This window comes from Streptomyces sp. NPDC029216 (assembly GCF_040648015.1).
Lineage (GTDB): Bacteria > Actinomycetota > Actinomycetes > Streptomycetales > Streptomycetaceae > Streptomyces.
In genome coordinates, this window is record NZ_JBEZWL010000044.1 from 1 (window position 1) to 17901 (window position 17901).

14 protein-coding genes are annotated in these 17901 nt (G+C 71.0%); 11 read left to right on the forward strand and 3 right to left on the reverse strand.

Annotation, left to right across the window (positions count from 1 at the left end):
* The first annotated feature begins 144 nt into the window (after positions 1–144).
* From uvrC to pgi, 11 genes are all read left to right on the forward strand, one after another.
* Complete coding sequence (uvrC, locus tag AB0F18_RS17970; protein WP_362061299.1) at positions 145–2145, forward strand: excinuclease ABC subunit UvrC; 2001 nt, start codon at positions 145–147, stop codon at positions 2143–2145.
* A complete protein-coding gene (gene rapZ, locus AB0F18_RS17975; protein WP_362061302.1) occupies positions 2142–3089 on the forward strand; it encodes an RNase adapter RapZ in 948 nt (315 codons plus the stop codon). Before uvrC ends, rapZ begins: the two co-directional genes overlap by 4 nt.
* Positions 3086–4150: a uridine diphosphate-N-acetylglucosamine-binding protein YvcK gene (yvcK, locus tag AB0F18_RS17980; RefSeq protein ID WP_362061305.1), complete on the forward strand. Its 1065-nt coding sequence runs from the start codon at positions 3086–3088 to the stop codon at positions 4148–4150. The genes rapZ and yvcK overlap by 4 nt, the downstream gene beginning before the upstream one ends.
* Entirely contained in the window at positions 4141–5136 is a 996-nt protein-coding gene (whiA, locus tag AB0F18_RS17985; RefSeq protein WP_030237199.1) for a DNA-binding protein WhiA, read from the forward strand. The genes yvcK and whiA overlap by 10 nt, the downstream gene beginning before the upstream one ends.
* Positions 5137–5299: 163 nt before the next feature.
* A complete protein-coding gene (locus AB0F18_RS17990) occupies positions 5300–8266 on the forward strand; it encodes a M14 family zinc carboxypeptidase (RefSeq protein WP_362061308.1) in 2967 nt (988 codons plus the stop codon).
* A gap of 232 nt (positions 8267–8498) precedes the next feature.
* A complete protein-coding gene (gene gap / locus AB0F18_RS17995; protein ID WP_344154451.1) occupies positions 8499–9506 on the forward strand; it encodes a type I glyceraldehyde-3-phosphate dehydrogenase in 1008 nt (335 codons plus the stop codon).
* Positions 9507–9644: 138 nt separating this feature from the next.
* Positions 9645–10859, forward strand: a complete 1215-nt coding sequence (locus tag AB0F18_RS18000) for a phosphoglycerate kinase (protein ID WP_362061311.1) — start codon at positions 9645–9647, stop codon at positions 10857–10859.
* 6 nt (positions 10860–10865) lie between these two features.
* Positions 10866–11654, forward strand: a complete 789-nt coding sequence (gene tpiA / locus AB0F18_RS18005) for a triose-phosphate isomerase (RefSeq protein WP_362061314.1) — start codon at positions 10866–10868, stop codon at positions 11652–11654.
* A gap of 121 nt (positions 11655–11775) precedes the next feature.
* Complete coding sequence (gene secG, locus AB0F18_RS18010) at positions 11776–12009, forward strand: preprotein translocase subunit SecG (protein WP_358893201.1); 234 nt, start codon at positions 11776–11778, stop codon at positions 12007–12009.
* 107 nt (positions 12010–12116) lie between these two features.
* A complete protein-coding gene (locus AB0F18_RS18015; RefSeq protein WP_007263454.1) occupies positions 12117–12452 on the forward strand; it encodes an RNA polymerase-binding protein RbpA in 336 nt (111 codons plus the stop codon).
* A 163-nt stretch (positions 12453–12615) separates the two neighbouring features.
* The gene (gene pgi, locus AB0F18_RS18020; protein ID WP_362061414.1) at positions 12616–14271 is read left to right on the forward strand and encodes a glucose-6-phosphate isomerase; all 1656 of its coding nucleotides are present in this window, start codon (positions 12616–12618) and stop codon (positions 14269–14271) included.
* A gap of 82 nt (positions 14272–14353) precedes the next feature.
* Here pgi and pgl read toward each other — a convergent pair whose 3' ends face one another.
* From pgl to zwf, 3 genes are all read right to left on the reverse strand, one after another.
* On the reverse strand, positions 14354–15136 hold the full coding sequence (gene pgl / locus AB0F18_RS18025) for a 6-phosphogluconolactonase (protein ID WP_362061318.1): 783 nt from the start codon (positions 15134–15136) through the stop codon (positions 14354–14356).
* A 185-nt stretch (positions 15137–15321) separates the two neighbouring features.
* Positions 15322–16374 (reverse strand): glucose-6-phosphate dehydrogenase assembly protein OpcA, encoded by a 1053-nt coding sequence (gene opcA, locus AB0F18_RS18030; RefSeq protein WP_362061321.1) that lies wholly within the window; start codon positions 16372–16374, stop codon positions 15322–15324.
* Positions 16371–17900, reverse strand: a complete 1530-nt coding sequence (gene zwf / locus AB0F18_RS18035; protein ID WP_362061417.1) for a glucose-6-phosphate dehydrogenase — start codon at positions 17898–17900, stop codon at positions 16371–16373. The genes opcA and zwf overlap by 4 nt, the downstream gene beginning before the upstream one ends.
* Position 17901 lies beyond the last annotated feature (1 nt).

A 17901-nucleotide genomic window follows, 5' to 3' on the forward strand; every position in this document is an offset into this window, starting at 1 on the left:
CCGGGGCCCCCGGGGGGGACGGGCCCGGGCGTGCCGCCCGGGCCGGACCCTGCGGCGCTGGAGGAGGGGGCGGGGCCGGAATCGGCTGCGGTCCGGGGCGGAGGTGCCCGCTCGTTGTCGTACGGCGCCAGTAGGGTGGTTGGCATGGCCGACCCTTCCAGCTACCGACCCAGGCCCGGGGAGATTCCCGACTCCCCTGGGGTCTACAGGTTCCGCGACGAGCACCGCCGGGTGATCTACGTCGGGAAGGCCAAGAGCCTGCGCCAGCGGCTGGCCAGCTACTTCCAGGACATCGCCGGTCTGCACCCCCGGACCGCCACCATGGTCACCACGGCCGCCTCCGTCGAGTGGACCGTCGTCTCCACCGAGGTCGAGGCGCTCCAGCTGGAGTACTCCTGGATCAAGGAGTACGACCCCCGGTTCAACGTGAAGTACCGGGACGACAAGAGCTACCCGTCGCTCGCCGTCACCCTCGATGAGCAGTACCCGCGCGTGCAGGTCATGCGCGGGCCCAAGAAGAAGGGCGTGCGGTACTTCGGGCCGTACGGGCACGCCTGGGCGATCCGCGAGACCGTCGACCTCATGCTCCGGGTGTTCCCCGTGCGGACCTGCTCCGCCGGAGTGTTCAAGCGGTCCGCCCAGATCGGGCGGCCCTGCCTGCTCGGCTACATCGGCAAGTGCTCGGCGCCCTGCGTCGGCCGGATCAGCCCCGAGGACCACCGCGAACTCGCCGAGGAGTTCTGCGACTTCATGGCCGGCCGCACCGGCACCTACCTCTCCCGGCTGGAGAAGGAGATGCACGCGGCGGCCGAGGAGATGGAGTACGAGAAGGCCGCCCGGCTGCGCGACGACATAGGGGCCCTGCGCCGGGCCATGGAGAAGAACGCCGTCGTCCTGGCCGACGCCACCGACGCCGACCTGATCGCCGTCGCCGAGGACGAGCTCGAAGCGGCCGTGCAGATCTTCCACGTGCGCGGCGGGCGGGTGCGCGGGCAGCGCGGCTGGGTCACCGACAAGGTCGAGGCCGTGGACACGGCCGGGCTCGTCGAGCACGCCCTCCAGCAGCTGTACGGGGAGGAGAGCGGCGAGAGCGTGCCCAAGGAGGTCCTCGTCCCGGTCGTGCCGGAGGACGCGCCCGCGCTGGGGCAGTGGCTCGCGGAGAGGCGCGGGTCGCAGGTCAGCCTGCGCGTCCCGCAGCGCGGGGACAAGAAGTCCCTCATGGAGACCGTCCACCGCAACGCCCAGCAGTCCCTCGCCCTGCACAAGACCAAGCGCGCCAGCGACCTCACCACCCGCTCCCGGGCCCTGGAGGAGATCGCCGAGGCCCTGGAGCTGGACGGAGCGCCCCTGCGCATCGAGTGCTTCGACATCTCCCACCTCCAGGGGGACGACGTCGTGGCGTCCATGGTCGTCTTCGAGGACGGGCTCGCCCGGAAGAGTGAGTACCGCAGGTTCCAGGTCAAGAGCTTCGCGGGGCAGGACGACGTCCGGTCCATGCACGAGGTGGTCTCCCGGCGGTTCCGGCGGTACCTCCAGGAGAAGCTGAAGACGGGGGAGTGGGCCCCCGAGGACGGGGAGCCCGAGGACGACGGGCGGCCCAAGCGGTTCGCGTACCCGCCGCAGCTCGTCGTCGTCGACGGCGGGCAGCCACAGGTCGCGGCCGCCAAGCGGGCCCTGGACGAGCTCGGGATCGACGACGTCGCCGTGTGCGGCCTCGCCAAGCGGCTGGAGGAGGTCTGGCTGCCCGGTGAGGACGACCCCGTCGTCCTGCCCCGCACCAGCGAGGGCCTCTACCTGCTCCAGCGGGTGCGTGACGAAGCCCACCGCTTCGCCATCCAGTACCAGCGCAACAAGCGCGGAAAGCGCCTGAAGGCAGGGCCCCTGGACGAGGTCCCCGGCCTCGGCGAGAGCCGCAGGCTGGCCCTCGTGAAGCACTTCGGTTCGGTGAAGAAGCTGAGACAGGCGACAATCGACCAGATCTGCGAGGTCCCCGGCATAGGCCGCAAGACGGCCGAGACCGTGGCCGCGGCCCTCGCCCAGGCGGTTCCCGCTGGTCCTGCCGTCAACATGGCGACAGGAGAGATCATTGAGGACGACGCCCCCGCGCCCGCGGGGACTCCGTCCGAACGGGGGACCGAGCAATGACCGAGCACGAGACCGAGCACGACCGAGACGGAGAACAGGTGAGTACGGGCACGACAGTGGAGCCCGGCGACAACGCCGAGGCGGCCATCCCCGAGCTGGTGATCATCTCCGGGATGTCCGGAGCCGGCCGCAGCACGGCCGCCAAGTGCCTGGAGGACCTCGGCTGGTTCGTCGTCGACAACCTCCCGCCGGCGCTGATCCCCACCATGGTGGAGCTCGGCGCCCGCTCCCAGGGCAACGTGGCGCGGATCGCCGTCGTCGTCGACGTCCGCGGCCGCCAGTTCTTCGACGCCCTGCGCGAGTCCCTCGCCGACCTGGAGGCCCGCGGCGTCACCCGGCGCATCGTCTTCCTGGAGTCCTCCGACGACGCCCTGGTCCGCCGCTTCGAGTCGGTCCGCCGCCCGCACCCCCTCCAGGGCGACGGCCGCATCGTCGACGGCATCGCCGCCGAGCGCGACCTGCTGCGCGAGCTGCGCGGCGACGCCGACCTGGTCATCGACACCTCCAGCCTGAACGTGCACGAGCTGCGCGCCAAGATGGACGCCCAGTTCGCGGGCGACGAGGAGCCCGAGCTGCGGGCCACCGTGATGTCCTTCGGCTTCAAGTACGGCCTGCCCGTCGACGCCGACCTCGTCGTCGACTGCCGCTTCATCCCCAACCCGCACTGGGTCCCGGAGCTGCGCCCCTTCACCGGCCTCAACGAGGAGGTGTCGGGCTACGTTTTCAGCCAGCCCGGCGCCAAGGAGTTCCTCGACCGCTACACCGAGCTGCTCCAGCTCATCGCCGCCGGCTACCGCCGCGAGGGCAAGCGGTACGTGACCATCGCGGTCGGCTGCACCGGCGGCAAGCACCGCAGCGTCGCCATGTCCGAGAAGCTCGCCGCCCGCCTCGCCTCCGAGGGAGTCGAGACCGTCGTCGTCCACCGGGACATGGGGCGCGAGTGACCGGACGGACCCTGCGGCTGCGCCGCCTGCGCCGTCTGACCCCCGGCCGGGGCGAGGACGGCGCCGGCCGCGCAGGCCGCCGCGGGGCGGCCAAGGTGGTCGCGCCCAAGGTCGTCGCCCTCGGCGGCGGCATGGGCCTGTCGGCCTCGCTCGCCGCCCTGCGCCGGATCACCGGGGAGCTCACCGCGGTGGTCACCGTCGCCGACGACGGCGGCTCCAGCGGACGGCTCCGCGAGGAGCTGAGCGTGCTGCCCCCCGGCGACCTGCGCAAGGCGCTGGCCGCGCTGTGCGGGGACGACGACTGGGGCCAGACCTGGGCCCGGGTCATCCAGCACCGCTTCCAGTCCAAGGGCGACCTGCACGGGCACGCCGTCGGCAACCTGCTGATCGTCGCCCTGTGGGAACAGCTCGGCGACCCCGTCCAGGCCCTCGACCTGGTGGGGAAGCTGCTCGGCGCGCAGGGCCGGGTGCTGCCGATGTCGGCGGTGCCGCTGGAGCTCCAGGCCCTGGTCAAGGGGCACGATCCGGCGCGCCCGGACGAGGTGGACACCGTGCGGGGGCAGGCCACCGTGGCCCTGACCCCGGGCGAGGTGCTCTCCGTCCAGGTCGTGCCGGGTGACCCGCCGGCCGTGCCGGAGGCCGTGGCCGCCGTGCTCGACGCCGACTGGGTGGTGCTCGGGCCCGGATCCTGGTTCTCCTCCGTCATCCCGCACCTGCTGGTGCCGGAGCTGCTCGACGCGCTGGTGGCGACGAAGGCCCGCAAGGTCCTCTCGCTGAACCTCGCCCCGCAGCCGGGCGAAACAGAAGGCTTCTCTCCGCAGCGTCATTTGGAGGTTTTGGCCCGACACGCCCCTAAACTCGCCCTGGACGTGGTGCTGGCCGACGAGGCCGCCGTGCCCGACCGCGAGTCCCTCGCCGATGCCGCGAAGCGGTTCGGTGCGGCGGTCGAGCTGGCGCCGGTGGCCAGGCAGGACGGCTCTCCGAAGCACGACCCGGAGCTGCTGGCCGCCGCGTACGACCGTATTTTTCGGATGCATGGAAGGATCGGCCCATGGCGATGACGCCCGCGGTGAAGGATGAGATCTCCCGCCTCCCCGTCACCCGGACCTGCTGCAGGAAGGCGGAGGTTTCGGCGATCCTTCGGTTCGCGGGCGGCCTCCACCTGGTGAGCGGCCGGATCGTCATCGAGGCGGAGCTGGACACCGGGATCGCCGCCCGGCGGCTGCGCAAGGACATCCTGGAGATCTTCGGGCACTCCTCCGACCTGGTGGTCATGGCCCCGGGCGGGCTGCGCCGCGGCAGCCGCTTCGTCGTACGGGTCGTCGCCGGCGGGGACCAGCTGGCACGCCAGACGGGCCTCGTGGACGGCCGCGGCCGCCCCATCCGGGGCCTTCCCCCGCAGGTGGTCTCCGGTGCCACCTGTGACGCGGAGGCGGCCTGGCGCGGTGCCTTCCTGGCCCACGGCTCCCTCACCGAGCCGGGCCGGTCCTCCTCCCTGGAGGTCACCTGCCCCGGCCCCGAGGCAGCCCTGGCCCTGGTGGGTGCCGCCCGACGGCTCTCCATCGCAGCCAAGGCCCGCGAGGTGCGCGGCGTGGACCGGGTCGTCGTCCGCGACGGCGACGCCATCGGCGCCCTGCTGACCCGCCTCGGCGCGCACGAGTCGGTGCTGGCCTGGGAGGAACGGCGGATGCGGCGCGAGGTCCGCGCCACCGCCAACCGCCTCGCCAACTTCGACGACGCCAACCTGCGCCGCTCGGCGCGGGCCGCGGTCGCCGCCGGAGCCCGGGTGCAGCGCGCGCTGGAGATCCTCGGCGAGGAGGTCCCCGAGCACCTCGCCGCGGCCGGCCGGCTGCGCATGGAGCACAAGCAGGCCTCCCTGGAGGAGCTCGGCGCGCTCGCCGACCCGCCGCTGACCAAGGACGCCGTCGCGGGCCGGATCCGCCGCCTGCTGGCGATGGCCGACAAGCGGGCCCAGGATCTCGGCATCCCCGGCACCGAGTCCAACCTGGACCTCAGCGAGGAGCTGGCCGACAACATGGCCGGTTGAGCCGCCCGAGGCGCACGCCGTCACGCAGGGCATACGGGCCCGCACGCTCACCCGTGCGGGTCCGTTCCCGCTTGACCCCCGTTTGTCCCGTTGACATGAGCATCGCCCGATCGTGAGCCTGGCCCCCGAACGCTTTCGTGGCTGACGACGCCCAGGGGGGCACATGAGGCAACGCGCGAGAACGATCCTCGCCGCAAGCGCACTCGTCTTCGGAACCACACTGGCCGCACTGCCCACCGCGGCCCAGGCCCGGCCCGCGCCCGGCGCCGCCTCCGGCGCCGACGAGGTACGCGTCTACGACGCCGACATCACCCGCGAGCAGGTCCCGCTCGTCCTCGCCGCCGGCCAGGACGCCCACGAGTTCGCCGAGCGGGCGCCCGAGTCCGGGACCGCCAAGGTCGAGCTCTTCCTCACCGGGGACCAGGCCAAGGGGCTCGCCGCCCAGGGGGTCAAGCTCGCCGAGCGCAAGGTCTCCGCCGAGGGCCTGGCCCGCGCCAAGGCCGCCGGGGACGGGGTGTTCCGCCCGTACAGCGGCAAGGGGGGCCTCCAGGAGGAGATCCTGCGGACCGCGCAGCAGTTCCCCGGCCTCACCAAGGTCGTCTCCATCGGCAAGACCGTGCAGGGCAAGGACATCCTCGCGCTGAAGGTCACCAAGGACGCGAAGAGGGGCAGGGACGGCGACAAGCCGTCCGTGCTCTACATGTCGAACCAGCACGCCCGCGAGTGGATCACCCCCGAGATGACCCGGCGGCTGATGCACCACACCCTCGACGGCTACGGCAAGGACGCGCGGATCACGAAGCTGGTGGACTCCACCGAGCTGTGGTTCCTGCTCTCGGCCAACCCGGACGGGTACGACTACACGCACGCCCCCGACGGCAACCGGCTGTGGCGCAAGAACCTGCGCGACAACAACGGCGACGGCAAGATCACCGCCGTGGACGGCGTCGACCCCAACCGCAACTTCGCCTACAAGTGGGGTTACGACGACGAGGGTTCCTCCGCGAACCCGTCGAGCGAGACCTATCGTGGCCCCACCGCGCAGTCCGAGCCCGAGACGGTCGCCCTCGACTCCTTCGAGAAGCGCATCGGCTTCACGTACGCCATCAACTACCACTCCGCCGCCGAGCTGCTGCTCTACGGCGTGGGCTGGCAGGTGGCCACCCCCACCCCCGACGACGTCGCCTACAAGGCGCTCGCCGGCACCCCGGAGCACCCGGCCGTCCCCGGCTACTACCCGCAGGTGTCCTCCGAGCTGTACACCACGAACGGCGAGGCCGACGGGCACGCGGCCAACGCCAACGGCGTCATGATGTTCACCCCGGAGATGAGCACCTGCCAGACGGCCTCCGCCGTCGACCCGAACGACCGGTGGAAGCCCGAGGAATGCCCCTCCGTCTTCAACTTCCCGGACGACGAGAAGCTGATCCAGGCGGAGTTCGCCAAGAACGTCGAGTTCGCCCTGTCCGTGGGCGAGAGCGCGGCGCACCCGGACCGGCCCGCCTCCTCGGTCGGGCTGAACGCCGCCGACTTCACCCTCGACCCCTTCACCACCTCCTACACGGCCCGCGGCGAGGACCAGACGGTCTCCGTCACCGCTCGCAAGGCGCTGAAGGACAAGCGGCTCAACTTCCGTGTCAACGGCGGCCGTACGCACGACGACGAGCTCAAGGCCTGGAAGGGCGGCGACGTCTACGGCGGCGAGGACAACAACTGGTTCGACGAGTACCGGGCCACGGTGGACGGCACCGGACCGGGCGACAAGGTCGAGGTCTGGTTCACCGGCCGCGACCGCGGCAAGGAGGTCTCCAGCGAGCACTTCACCTACACCGTCGCCCAGCGCCCGCGCGCGGACGTCCTGGTGATCGCGGAGGAGGGCGCGAAGGCGCAGTACGCCCAGGAATACGTCGACGCGCTGCGGGCCAACGGCAAGTCGGCCGCCGTCTGGGACGTGGCCGTCCAGGGCGTCCCGCACCACCTCGGCGTGCTCTCCCACTTCCGCACCGCCGTCCACTACACCGGCGCCGGCGCCCCCGGCGGCCCCACCCAGCTCGCGGTCCGCGACTTCCTCAACGAGGGCGGCAGGCTCGTCGAGGCCGGTGAACTGGCGGGAGGCCGGGCCCAGGTCGGCCGCGCCCTGACCGACGACTTCAGCCAGTACTACCTCGGCGCCTACAACCGGACCCCGGTCAAGGCCCCCACCGGCTTCACCGGCGCGGGCCCCCTCGCCGGGGCCGGGGGCGCCCTCGGCGACGCGGCGGGCAACCCCGGCAATCCGCTGAACTCTCCGGGTGCCTTCAGCGTCACCTCCGACTCCCTGCCGCCGGCGCGCTTCCCGCAGTTCACGAGCGGGCAGGCGGGCCAGTACGCGGGCGTCGTGAACCCGTACGCCCCCTTCGCGGGCACCGGGATGGCCTCGGCCACGCACGAGGACGACGACTGGCAGCGCCTCACGCGGACCGTCGACCTAACCAAGGTCACCGCCGCCGACCAGCCGAAGCTGAAGATGGCCCTCAACTGGAACACCGAGGAGGGCTACGACCACGCCGTCCTGGAGGCCCGTACGGCCGGCGGCGAGGACTGGACCACACTCCCGGAAGCGAACGGCTCGAACTCCACCACCGTCCCGGCGGAGTGCGAGGCCGGATTCCTGATCAACGACCACCCGTTCCTGCGCCACTACCTGACCCTCGACGGCGGCGGCTGCTCACCGAGCGGAACCAGCGGGGCCTGGAACAGCTTCACCGGCTCCTCCGGCGGCTGGAAGCAGGTCTCCTTCGACCTGAGCCCCTACGCGGGGAAGACCGTCGAGGTCTCCCTCTCGTACGTCACCGACCCCGGTTCGGGCGGCCGCGGCGTCTTCGCGGACGAGGCCCGGGTCTCCGTGGGCGGCTCCGACCAGGCCGTCGACGGCTTCGAGACCGCCCTCGGCGCCTGGACGGCCCAGGCGGCCCCGGCCGGAAGTCCCGGCGTTCCGGGCGATTGGTCCAGGACCGGAGAGCTGTTCAAGTCCTTCGCCGCCGTCACTACGCGTGACACGGTCCTGTTCGGCTTCGGGCTGGAGCACCTGCCGGCGGCGGCCGACCGGGCCCTACTCATCGGTAAGGCCCTCCGGGCCCTGGACCACTGAGCACCACACCCCGCTCCACTCACGCTGAGTGACGGGGGCCGAAGTCCCCCGGGTCCCGTGCCGCGGCCAGTGGTACAGGGTTCACGGGGGCCCTCCCGGGAAGTGGGGGGAGTGTCAGCCTCCGGCCGATTCCACTCCGAAGCTCACGGAGAGGTAGGGTCGTAAGCGGTCGGGGACATCCCATACAGCTCGCCGGCGGGACAGGCCGGCGCACCAACGAGGAGATCGGTTCGTGACGATCCGCGTAGGCATCAATGGTTTTGGCCGCATTGGCCGCAACTACTTCCGGGCGCTTCTCGAACAGGGGGCGGACATCGAGGTGGTGGGTGTCAACGACCTGACGGACAACGCCACCCTGGTGCACCTGCTCAAGTACGACAGCATCCTGGGCCGGCTGAAGGCCGACGTCTCCCACACCGATGACACCATCACGGTCGGCGACATGACCTTCAAGACGTTCGCCGAGCGGGACCCCGCGAACCTCCCCTGGGGCGAGCTGGGCGCCGACATCGTCATCGAGTCGACCGGCATCTTCACGAAGAAGGCCGACGCCGCCAAGCACCTCGCGGCCGGCGCGAAGAAGGTCCTCATCTCGGCCCCGGCCAAGGACGAGGACATCACCATCGTGATGGGCGTCAACCAGGACAAGTACGACGCGGCCAACCACCACGTCATCTCCAACGCCTCCTGCACCACCAACTGCGTGGCGCCGATGGCCAAGGTCCTCGACGAGAACTTCGGCATCGTCAAGGGCATGATGACGACGGTCCACGCCTACACGAACGACCAGCGCATCCTGGACTTCCCGCACTCGGACCTGCGCCGCGCCCGCGCCGCCGCCGAGAACATCATCCCGACCTCCACCGGTGCCGCCAAGGCCACCGCGCTGGTCCTGCCGCAGCTCAAGGGCAAGCTCGACGGCATCGCCATGCGCGTCCCGGTCCCCACCGGCTCCGTCACCGACCTCGTCCTGGAGCTCTCCCGCGAGACCACCAAGGAAGAGATCAACGCCGCCTTCCAGAAGGCCGCCGAGGGCCAGCTCAAGGGAATCCTCGACTACACCGAGGACGCGATCGTCTCCTCCGACATCGTGAACTGGCCGGCTTCGTGCACCTTCGACTCCTCGCTGACCATGGTGCAGGACGGTACGCAGGTCAAGGTCGTCGGCTGGTACGACAACGAGTGGGGCTACTCCAACCGCCTCGTCGACCTCACCGTCTTCGTCGGCGGTCAGCTCTAAGAACGTAGGGCAAGGCAACACCATGTGAGCACAGGGTCCGCTCGGCGCGATGAGGCGCCGTTCGGGCCCTGTCGCTTGCCCCGTCCCATCCGCCCTGCACCGGTAACAGCCCTGTATGGGGACAAGGAGTAGAAACACATGAAGACGATCGACGAACTTCTCGCGGACGGCGTCGCCGGCAAGCGGGTCTTCGTACGCGCCGATCTCAACGTGCCGCTGAAGGAAGGCGTGATCACCGACGACGGCCGCATCCGCGCCGTCCAGCCGACCATCGCGAAGCTCGCCGAGGCCGGCGCCCGCGTGGTCGTCGCCTCGCACCTGGGCCGCCCCAAGGGCACGGGCACGGAGCCGGACTTCTCGCTCGCCCCGGCCGCCAAGCGGCTCGGCGAGCTGCTCGGCGCCGAGGTCGCCTTCGCCACCGACACCGTCGGCTCCTCCGCCCGGGAGACCGTCGCGGCCCTCGCCGACGGACAGGTCGCGGTCATCGAGAACCTGCGCTTCAACGCCGGCGAGACCTCCAAGGACGAGGCCGAGCGCGTGGCCTTCGCCGAGCAGCTCGCCGAGCTCGCCGACCTCTACGTCGGCGACGGCTTCGGCGCCGTCCACCGCAAGCACGCCTCGGTCTTCGACCTGCCGAAGCTGCTCCCGCACGCGGCCGGCTACCTCATCGCCACCGAGGTCGGCGTCCTGAAGAAGCTCACCGCCGACGTCAAGCGCCCGTACGTGGTCGTCCTCGGCGGCGCCAAGGTCTCCGACAAGCTCGCCGTCATCGACGAGCTCCTCGGCAAGGCCGACCGCATCCTCATCGGCGGCGGCATGGCCTACACCTTCCTCCACGCCAAGGGCTACGAGGTCGGCATCTCCCTGCTCCAGAAGGACCAGGTGGACACCGTCAAGGAGTACATGGCCCGCGCCGAGAAGAACGGCGTCGAGCTGATCCTGCCGGTCGACATCCTCGCCTCCGCGGACTTCCCCGACCTCAAGGGCGGCACCCCGGCCGTCTTCGAGACCGTCGCCGCGGACAAGATCCCCGCGGACAAGGAGGGCCTGGACATCGGCCCCAAGACGCGTGAGCTGTACGCCTCGAAGATCGCCGACGCCGAGACCGTCTTCTGGAACGGCCCCGTCGGCGTCTTCGAGCACCCCGACTACGCGAACGGCACCCGCGCCATCGCGCAGGCCCTCGTCGACAGCGACGCCTTCACCGTGGTCGGCGGTGGCGACAGCGCCGCCGCGGTCCGCATCCTGGGCTTCGACGAGAACGCCTTCGGTCACATTTCCACCGGTGGTGGCGCCAGCCTCGAATACCTCGAAGGCAAGACGCTCCCCGGCCTCGCCGCCCTGGAGGGCTGAACCACCATGACGTCTGTCGCACACGGCCGCACCCCGCTCATGGCCGGCAACTGGAAGATGAACCTCAACCACCTCGAGGCCATCGCCCACGTCCAGAAGCTCGCCTTCGCCCTCGCCGACAAGGACTACGACGCGGTCGAGGTCGCGGTGCTCCCGCCCTTCACCGACCTGCGCTCGGTCCAGACCCTGGTCGACGGCGACAAGCTGAAGATCAAGTACGGCGCCCAGGACATCTCGGCCCAGGACTCCGGCGCCTACACCGGCGAGATCTCCGGCCCGATGCTCTCGAAGCTGAAGTGCACCTTCGTGGCCGTCGGCCACAGCGAGCGCCGCCAGTACCACGGCGAGACCGACGAGATCTGCAACGCCAAGGTCAAGGCCGCCTACCGCAACGGGATCACCCCGATCCTGTGCGTCGGCGAGGGCCTGGACGTCCGCAAGGCCGGCAACCAGGTCGCGCACACCCTCGCCCAGGTCAACGGCGGCCTCAAGGACGTCCCGGCCGCGCAGGTCGAGTCCATCGTGATCGCCTACGAGCCCGTCTGGGCGATCGGCACCGGCGAGGTCGCCACCCCCGAGGACGCCCAGGAGGTCTGCGGGGCGATCCGCGGCCGCCTCGCCGAGCTGTACTCCCAGGAGCTGGCCGACAAGGTCCGCATCCAGTACGGCGGCTCGGTCAAGGCCGGCAACATCGCCGCGATCATGGCCCAGCCCGACGTCGACGGCGCCCTGATCGGCGGCGCGGCGCTGGACGCCGACGAGTTCGTCAAGATCGTCCGCTTCCGCGACCAGTGAGTATGCGGTAGGGCCGATCCGTCGTACCCTTGCGGGGGCCGGGGGCTGCCGGCGCAGCCGTCGGCCCCCGTTTCCTCCCAGCAGCAGACGTAAGCCCAGAAAGTAGGAACCAGCCGTGGTTATGGGGTTCTCGATCGCCCTGATCGTCTTCAGCGCTCTGCTGATGCTGCTCGTGCTGATGCACAAGGGCAAGGGCGGCGGCCTTTCCGACATGTTCGGCGGCGGCATGCAGTCCTCCGTCGGCGGTTCCTCCGTCGCCGAGCGCAACCTGGACCGCATCACGGTCGTCATCGGCCTGCTGTGGTTCGCCTGCATCGTGGCCCTCGGCCTGCTCATGAAGTCGAACGGCAGCTGACGGTTCCGGCCATTTCGCCCGGCCCGCTTGGTCTTTACGTAAACTGAGGCGCCCACAGCGGGTATACCCTCACGCTGGGCGGCACCATCACGCAGGGAGTTACGACCGTGGCAAGTGGCAACGCGATTCGTGGAAGTCGGGTCGGAGCCGGGCCGATGGGCGAGGCCGAGCGCGGTGAATCCGCGCCCCGTCTGCGCATCTCCTTCTGGTGCTCGAACGGGCACGAGACGCAGCCCAGCTTCGCCAGCGACGCGCAGGTGCCCGACACCTGGGACTGCCCGCGCTGCGGGTTCCCGGCCGGTCAGGACCGGGACAACCCGCCCGCGCCGCCGCGCACCGAGCCGTACAAGACGCACCTCGCGTACGTCCGCGAGCGCCGCACGGACGCCGACGGCGAGGCGATCCTCGCCGAGGCCCTCGCCAAGCTCCGCGGCGAGATCTGAGCCGCACCGCAACCGGCTCGGACTCAAGAGCGACTCGGGGCCCGGCCCGTGGGAGTACGAATCCCGCGGGCCGGGCCCCTTTGTGTGCGTTGTCCCCCTTCGGATCCCTTAGGTTGGGGGTGGCGGGGCACAACAGGACGGAAGAAGTGGGTTGATGTCCGAGATGAACGCAGAAAGCCGTACGAGGCTCAACCGGACGCCCGAGTGGAACGCGCTCGGCAAGCACCGGGAAGAGCTGGGGCAGACGCATCTGCGGGAGCTGTTCGAGACGGATCCGGACCGGGGCACCGGATACACCCTGCGGGTCGGCGACCTGCACATCGACTACTCGAAGCACCTCGTCACCGACGAGACGCTCGCGCTGCTGCGCGAGCTGGCGGCGGCGACCGGCGTGGCGGAGCTGCGGGACGCCATGTTCCGCGGCGAGAAGATCAACGTGACGGAGGACCGGGCGGTCCTGCACACCGCGCTGCGCGCCCCCGCGGACGCGGTCGTCGAGGTCGACGGCGAGAACGTGGTCCCCGCCGTGCACGAGGTCCTCGACAAGATGGCGGCCTTCTCCGGCCAGGTCCGGTCGGGGGAGTGGACCGGGTTCACCGGCAAGCGCATCAAGAACGTCGTCAACATCGGCATCGGCGGCTCCGACCTCGGCCCCGCCATGGCCTACGAGGCGCTGCGCTCCTTCACCGACCGCTCGCTGACGGTCCGGTTCGTCTCCAACGTGGACGGCGCCGACCTGCACGAGGCCGTACGGGACCTGGACCCGGCCGAGACGCTGTTCATCATCGCGTCCAAGACCTTCACCACCATCGAGACCATCACCAACGCCACCTCGGCGCGCCAGTGGCTGCTCGCGGGGCTGGGCGGAGACCAGGCCGCCGTGGCACGGCACTTCGTGGCCCTGTCCACCAACGCCGAGAAGGTCACCGAGTTCGGCATCGACCCGGCCAACATGTTCGGCTTCTGGGACTGGGTCGGCGGCCGCTACTCCTTCGACTCGGCCATCGGGCTCTCCCTGATGATCGCGATCGGCCCGGACTCCTTCCGGGAGCTGCTGGGCGGCTTCCGCGCCATGGACGAGCACTTCCGCACCGCGGCGCCCGAGGACAACGCCCCGCTGCTGCTGGGCCTGTTGGGCATCTGGTACGGGGCCTTCTTCGACGCCCAGTCGCACGCGGTGCTCCCGTACAGCCACTACCTCTCCCGTTTCACGGCCTACTTGCAGCAGCTGGACATGGAGTCCAACGGCAAGTCCGTGGACCGCGACGGCAATCCGGTGGACTGGCAGACCGGCCCGGTGGTGTGGGGCACGCCCGGCACCAACGGCCAGCACGCGTACTACCAGTTGATCCACCAGGGCACCCGGATGATCCCGGCGGACTTCATCGGCTTCGCCCGCCCGGTGGCGGAGCTGGAGCCGGCGCTGGAGGCCCAGCACGACCTGCTGATGGCGAACTTCTTCGCGCAGACGCAGGCCCTGGCCTTCGGCAAGACCGCCGAGGAGGTCCGCGCGGAGGGCGTCGCCGAGGCGCTCGTCCCGCACAAGACCTTCCAGGGCAACCACCCGACGACGACGATCCTCGCCGCCGAACTGACCCCGGCGGTGCTGGGGCAGCTCATCGCCCTCTACGAGCACAAGGTGTTCGTCCAGGGCGCGGTGTGGAACATCGACTCCTTCGACCAGTGGGGCGTGGAGCTCGGCAAGGTCCTCGCGAAGCGGGTGGAGCCGGCGCTGACGGAGGGCTCGCACGTGGAGAGCCTGGACCCGTCGACGCGGGCGCTGGTGGCCACGTACCGGGAGCTGCGCGGACGGCAGTAGGAACGGCGGAAGCGCCCCGTACCGGTCGTGGGACCGGTACGGGGCGCTTCGTCGTTTCCCTCGATTCCCTCGGTTCCCTCGATCAGGAGGATGCCGGGGGGTACAGCCCGGAGGGCAGCTTGGCCGCGGCGGCGCGGTCCAGCAGCCAGAGGGTGCGGCTGCGGCCGTAGGCCTCGGCCGCCGGGGCCTGGACCCCGCCGGCCCCGCCGAGGGCGATGGCCACCGCGCCGGCCTTGTCCTCGCCGGCCGCCAGCAGCCACACCTCGCGGGCCGCGCGGATCGCGGGGAGGGTGAGGGAGACCCGGGTCGGCGGGGGCTTGGGGGCGCCGTGGACGCCGACGACCGTGCGCTCGGTCTCACGGGCCGCGGGGTGCTCGGGGAACAGGGAGGCCACGTGCGTGTCCGGGCCGACGCCGAGCATCAGCACGTCGAAACGGGGCACCGGGCCGTGGTCCTCGGGCCCGGCCGCCCGCGCCAGCTCGGCGGCGTACGCGGCCGCGGCGGCGTCCACGTCGGCGCCGTGCGGGCCGTCGGAGGCGGGCATCGCGTGCACGCGCGCGGGGTCCACCGGGACGGCGTCCAGGAGGGCCTGGCGGGCCTGGACGTGGTTGCGCTCGGGGTCGTCGGCGGGGACGTAGCGCTCGTCGCCCCACCAGAGGTCGATGCGGGACCAGTCGATGGCGTCCCGGGCGGGGGCCGCGGCGAGGGCCGCGAGGAGGCCGTTGCCGTTGCGGCCGCCGGTCAGGACGACGGAGGCGCTGCCGCGGGCGGCCTGCGCGTCCACGATCTTCGTGATCAGCCGGGCGGCTGCGGCCTGGGCCATCAGCTCCTTGTCCCGGTGGACGACGACCTGGGGAGTCGTCATACCCATGTGCTGCCGCCTTCTTGGTAGTTCTGGGTGGTGTGAGGGGCTGTGGACAGCCTCGCCGGCGTTTGAGGCGCGGGGCTGGGGCGGAGCCCCTGGGGGTACCTCCCAGCGGTAGCTGGGGGAGGAAAGGGCGAAGGGCGGGGCGGGGAGAGATACCCCCGCCCCGCCCCCCGGCGGGCCGGCTACTTCGCCGACGTCCGCTTCGCCGAGCGCGCCGGCTTGGCGGCCGGCTTCGCCGCCGGAGCCTCCGCCTCGGCCTTGACCTCGGCCTCGACCTCGGCGTCAGCCACCGGCGCAGCCGGAGCCGCGTCCGCCAGCCGGGAGACGCCGAACTTCAGGGACGCCTCGTACGTGTTGTCCGGGTCCAGCCGGCGGAGTTCCTCCGCCAGCAGCTCGGCCGTGTCGCGGCGCTTCAGCGCCACCGCACGGTCGGGCTGCCCCGGCATGCACAGCGTGGCCAGGGAGCCGTCCGCGCGGTCCAGGACGATCACGCCGTCCTTGGTCTCCATGCGTACGGCGGTCAGCCCCGGCCCCCCTGACAGGGTCCGGTTGACCGGGACCCCGAGACGGTCCGCCAGCCACATGGCCAGCAGCTCGCAGCTCGGGTTCTCGTCCTCGCCCTCGACGGTCGCCGAGACGACCGGCGACAGGGTCACCTGGTCCAGCGCGGCGGCCAGCATCGAGCGCCACGGGGTGATCCGGGTCCAGGACAGGTCCGTGTCGCCCGGGGCGTACGCCTCCGCCCGGGCGCCGAGCGCGGCGATCGGGTGCTCGGAGGAGTAGGTGTCCGTGATCCGGCGCTGCCCCAGCGCGCCCAGCGGATCGCCCGCCAGGTCCGAGGGAGCGCCCTCCGGCCACCAGACCACCACGGGGGCGTCCGGCAGCAGCAGGGGCAGCACGACCGACTGGGCGTGGTCGACCAGTTCGCCGTGCAGGCGCAGTACGACGGTTTCGCCGGTACCGGAGTCCGCCCCGACGCGGATCTCCGCGTCGAGCCGGGCTTCGCGGCGGCTGCGCGGGGAGCGGCTGACCCGCTTGACCACGACGACGATCCGCGAAGGGTGTTCGTGGGAGGCGTCGTTCGCCGACTTGAGCGCGTCGTACGCGTTCTCTTCGTCGGTCACAATCACCAGCGTGAGGACCATGCCGATGGCCGGCGTGCCGATGTCCCGGCGCGCCTGCACCAACGCGGCGTTGATCTTGCTGGAGGTGGTCTCCGTGAGGTCGATCTTCATGGCCGGCGCCAGCTCCGTCCGTCTCGTGCGAGCATCTCGTCCGCCTCGACCGGCCCCCACGTGCCCGCCGGGTACTGCGCGGGCTTGCCGTGCTTGTCCCAGTACTCCTCGATCGGGTCGAGGATGTTCCAGGACAGCTCGACTTCCTGGTGACGCGGGAACAGGTTCGCGTCGCCGAGGAGGACGTCGAGGATGAGCCGCTCGTAGGCCTCGGGGCTGGACTCCGTGAAGGACTCGCCGTAGGCGAAGTCCATCGTGACGTCCCGGACCTCCATGGAGGTGCCGGGCACCTTGGAGCCGAAGCGGACCGTCACGCCCTCGTCCGGCTGGACCCGGATGACCAGGGCGTTCTGCCCCAGCTCCTCGGTCGCGCCCGATTCGAACGGCAGGTACGGAGCCCGCTTGAAGACCACCGCGATCTCGGTCACCCGGCGGCCCAGGCGCTTGCCCGTGCGCAGGTAGAACGGGACGCCCGCCCAGCGGCGGTTGTTGATCTCCAGGCGGATGGCCGCGTAGGTGTCGGTCTTGGAGTTCGGGTCGGTCCCGTCCTCCTCCAGGTACCCCTTGACCTTCTCGCCGCCCTGCCAGGCCGCGGCGTACTGGCCGCGCACGGTGTGCTTGCCGAGGTCCTCGGGGATCTGGACGGCGCTGAGCACCTTCAGCTTCTCCGCCACCAGGGCCTTGGGGTGGAAGGAGCCGGGCTCCTCCATCGCCGTGAGCGCCAGCAGCTGGAGCAGGTGGTTCTGGATGACGTCACGGGCGGCGCCGATGCCGTCGTAGTAGCCGGCCCGGCCGCCGATGCCGATGTCCTCCGCCATGGTGATCTGCACGTGGTCGACGTACGACCGGTTCCAGATCGGCTCGAACATGGTGTTGGCGAAGCGGAGCGCCAGGATGTTCTGGACGGTCTCCTTGCCGAGGTAGTGGTCGATCCGGAAGACCTCGTCCCGGGGGAAGACCTCGTGGACGACCTTGTTGAGTTCCTCGGCGCTCTTCAGGTTGTGGCCGAAGGGCTTCTCGATGACGGCACGCCGCCAGGAGCCCTCCTTCTGCGCCAGCCCGTGGTTCTTGAGCTGCTGGACCACCTTGGGGAAGAACTTCGGGGGCACCGAGAGGTAGAAGGCGAAGTTGCCGCCCGTGCCCTGGGCCTTGTCGAGTTCGTCGATCGTCGACTTGAGCGTCTCGAAGGCGGCGTCGTCGTCGAATTCGCCCTGGACGAACCGGCAGCCTTGCACCAGCTGCTGCCAGACCTCCTCACGGAAGGGGGTGCGCGAGTGCTCCTTGACGGCCTCGTACACCTCCTGGGCGAAGTCCTCGTCCGCCCACTCGCGGCGGGCGAAACCGATCAGCGAGAAGCCCGGAGGCAGCAGGCCGCGGTTCGCGAGGTCGTAGACGGCGGGCATGAGCTTCTTGCGCGACAGGTCACCCGTAACGCCGAAAATGACCAGGCCGGACGGCCCCGCGATGCGCGGGAGCCGCCGGTCCTGTGCGTCACGAAGCGGGTTCGCTCCGTTCACCGACAAAATA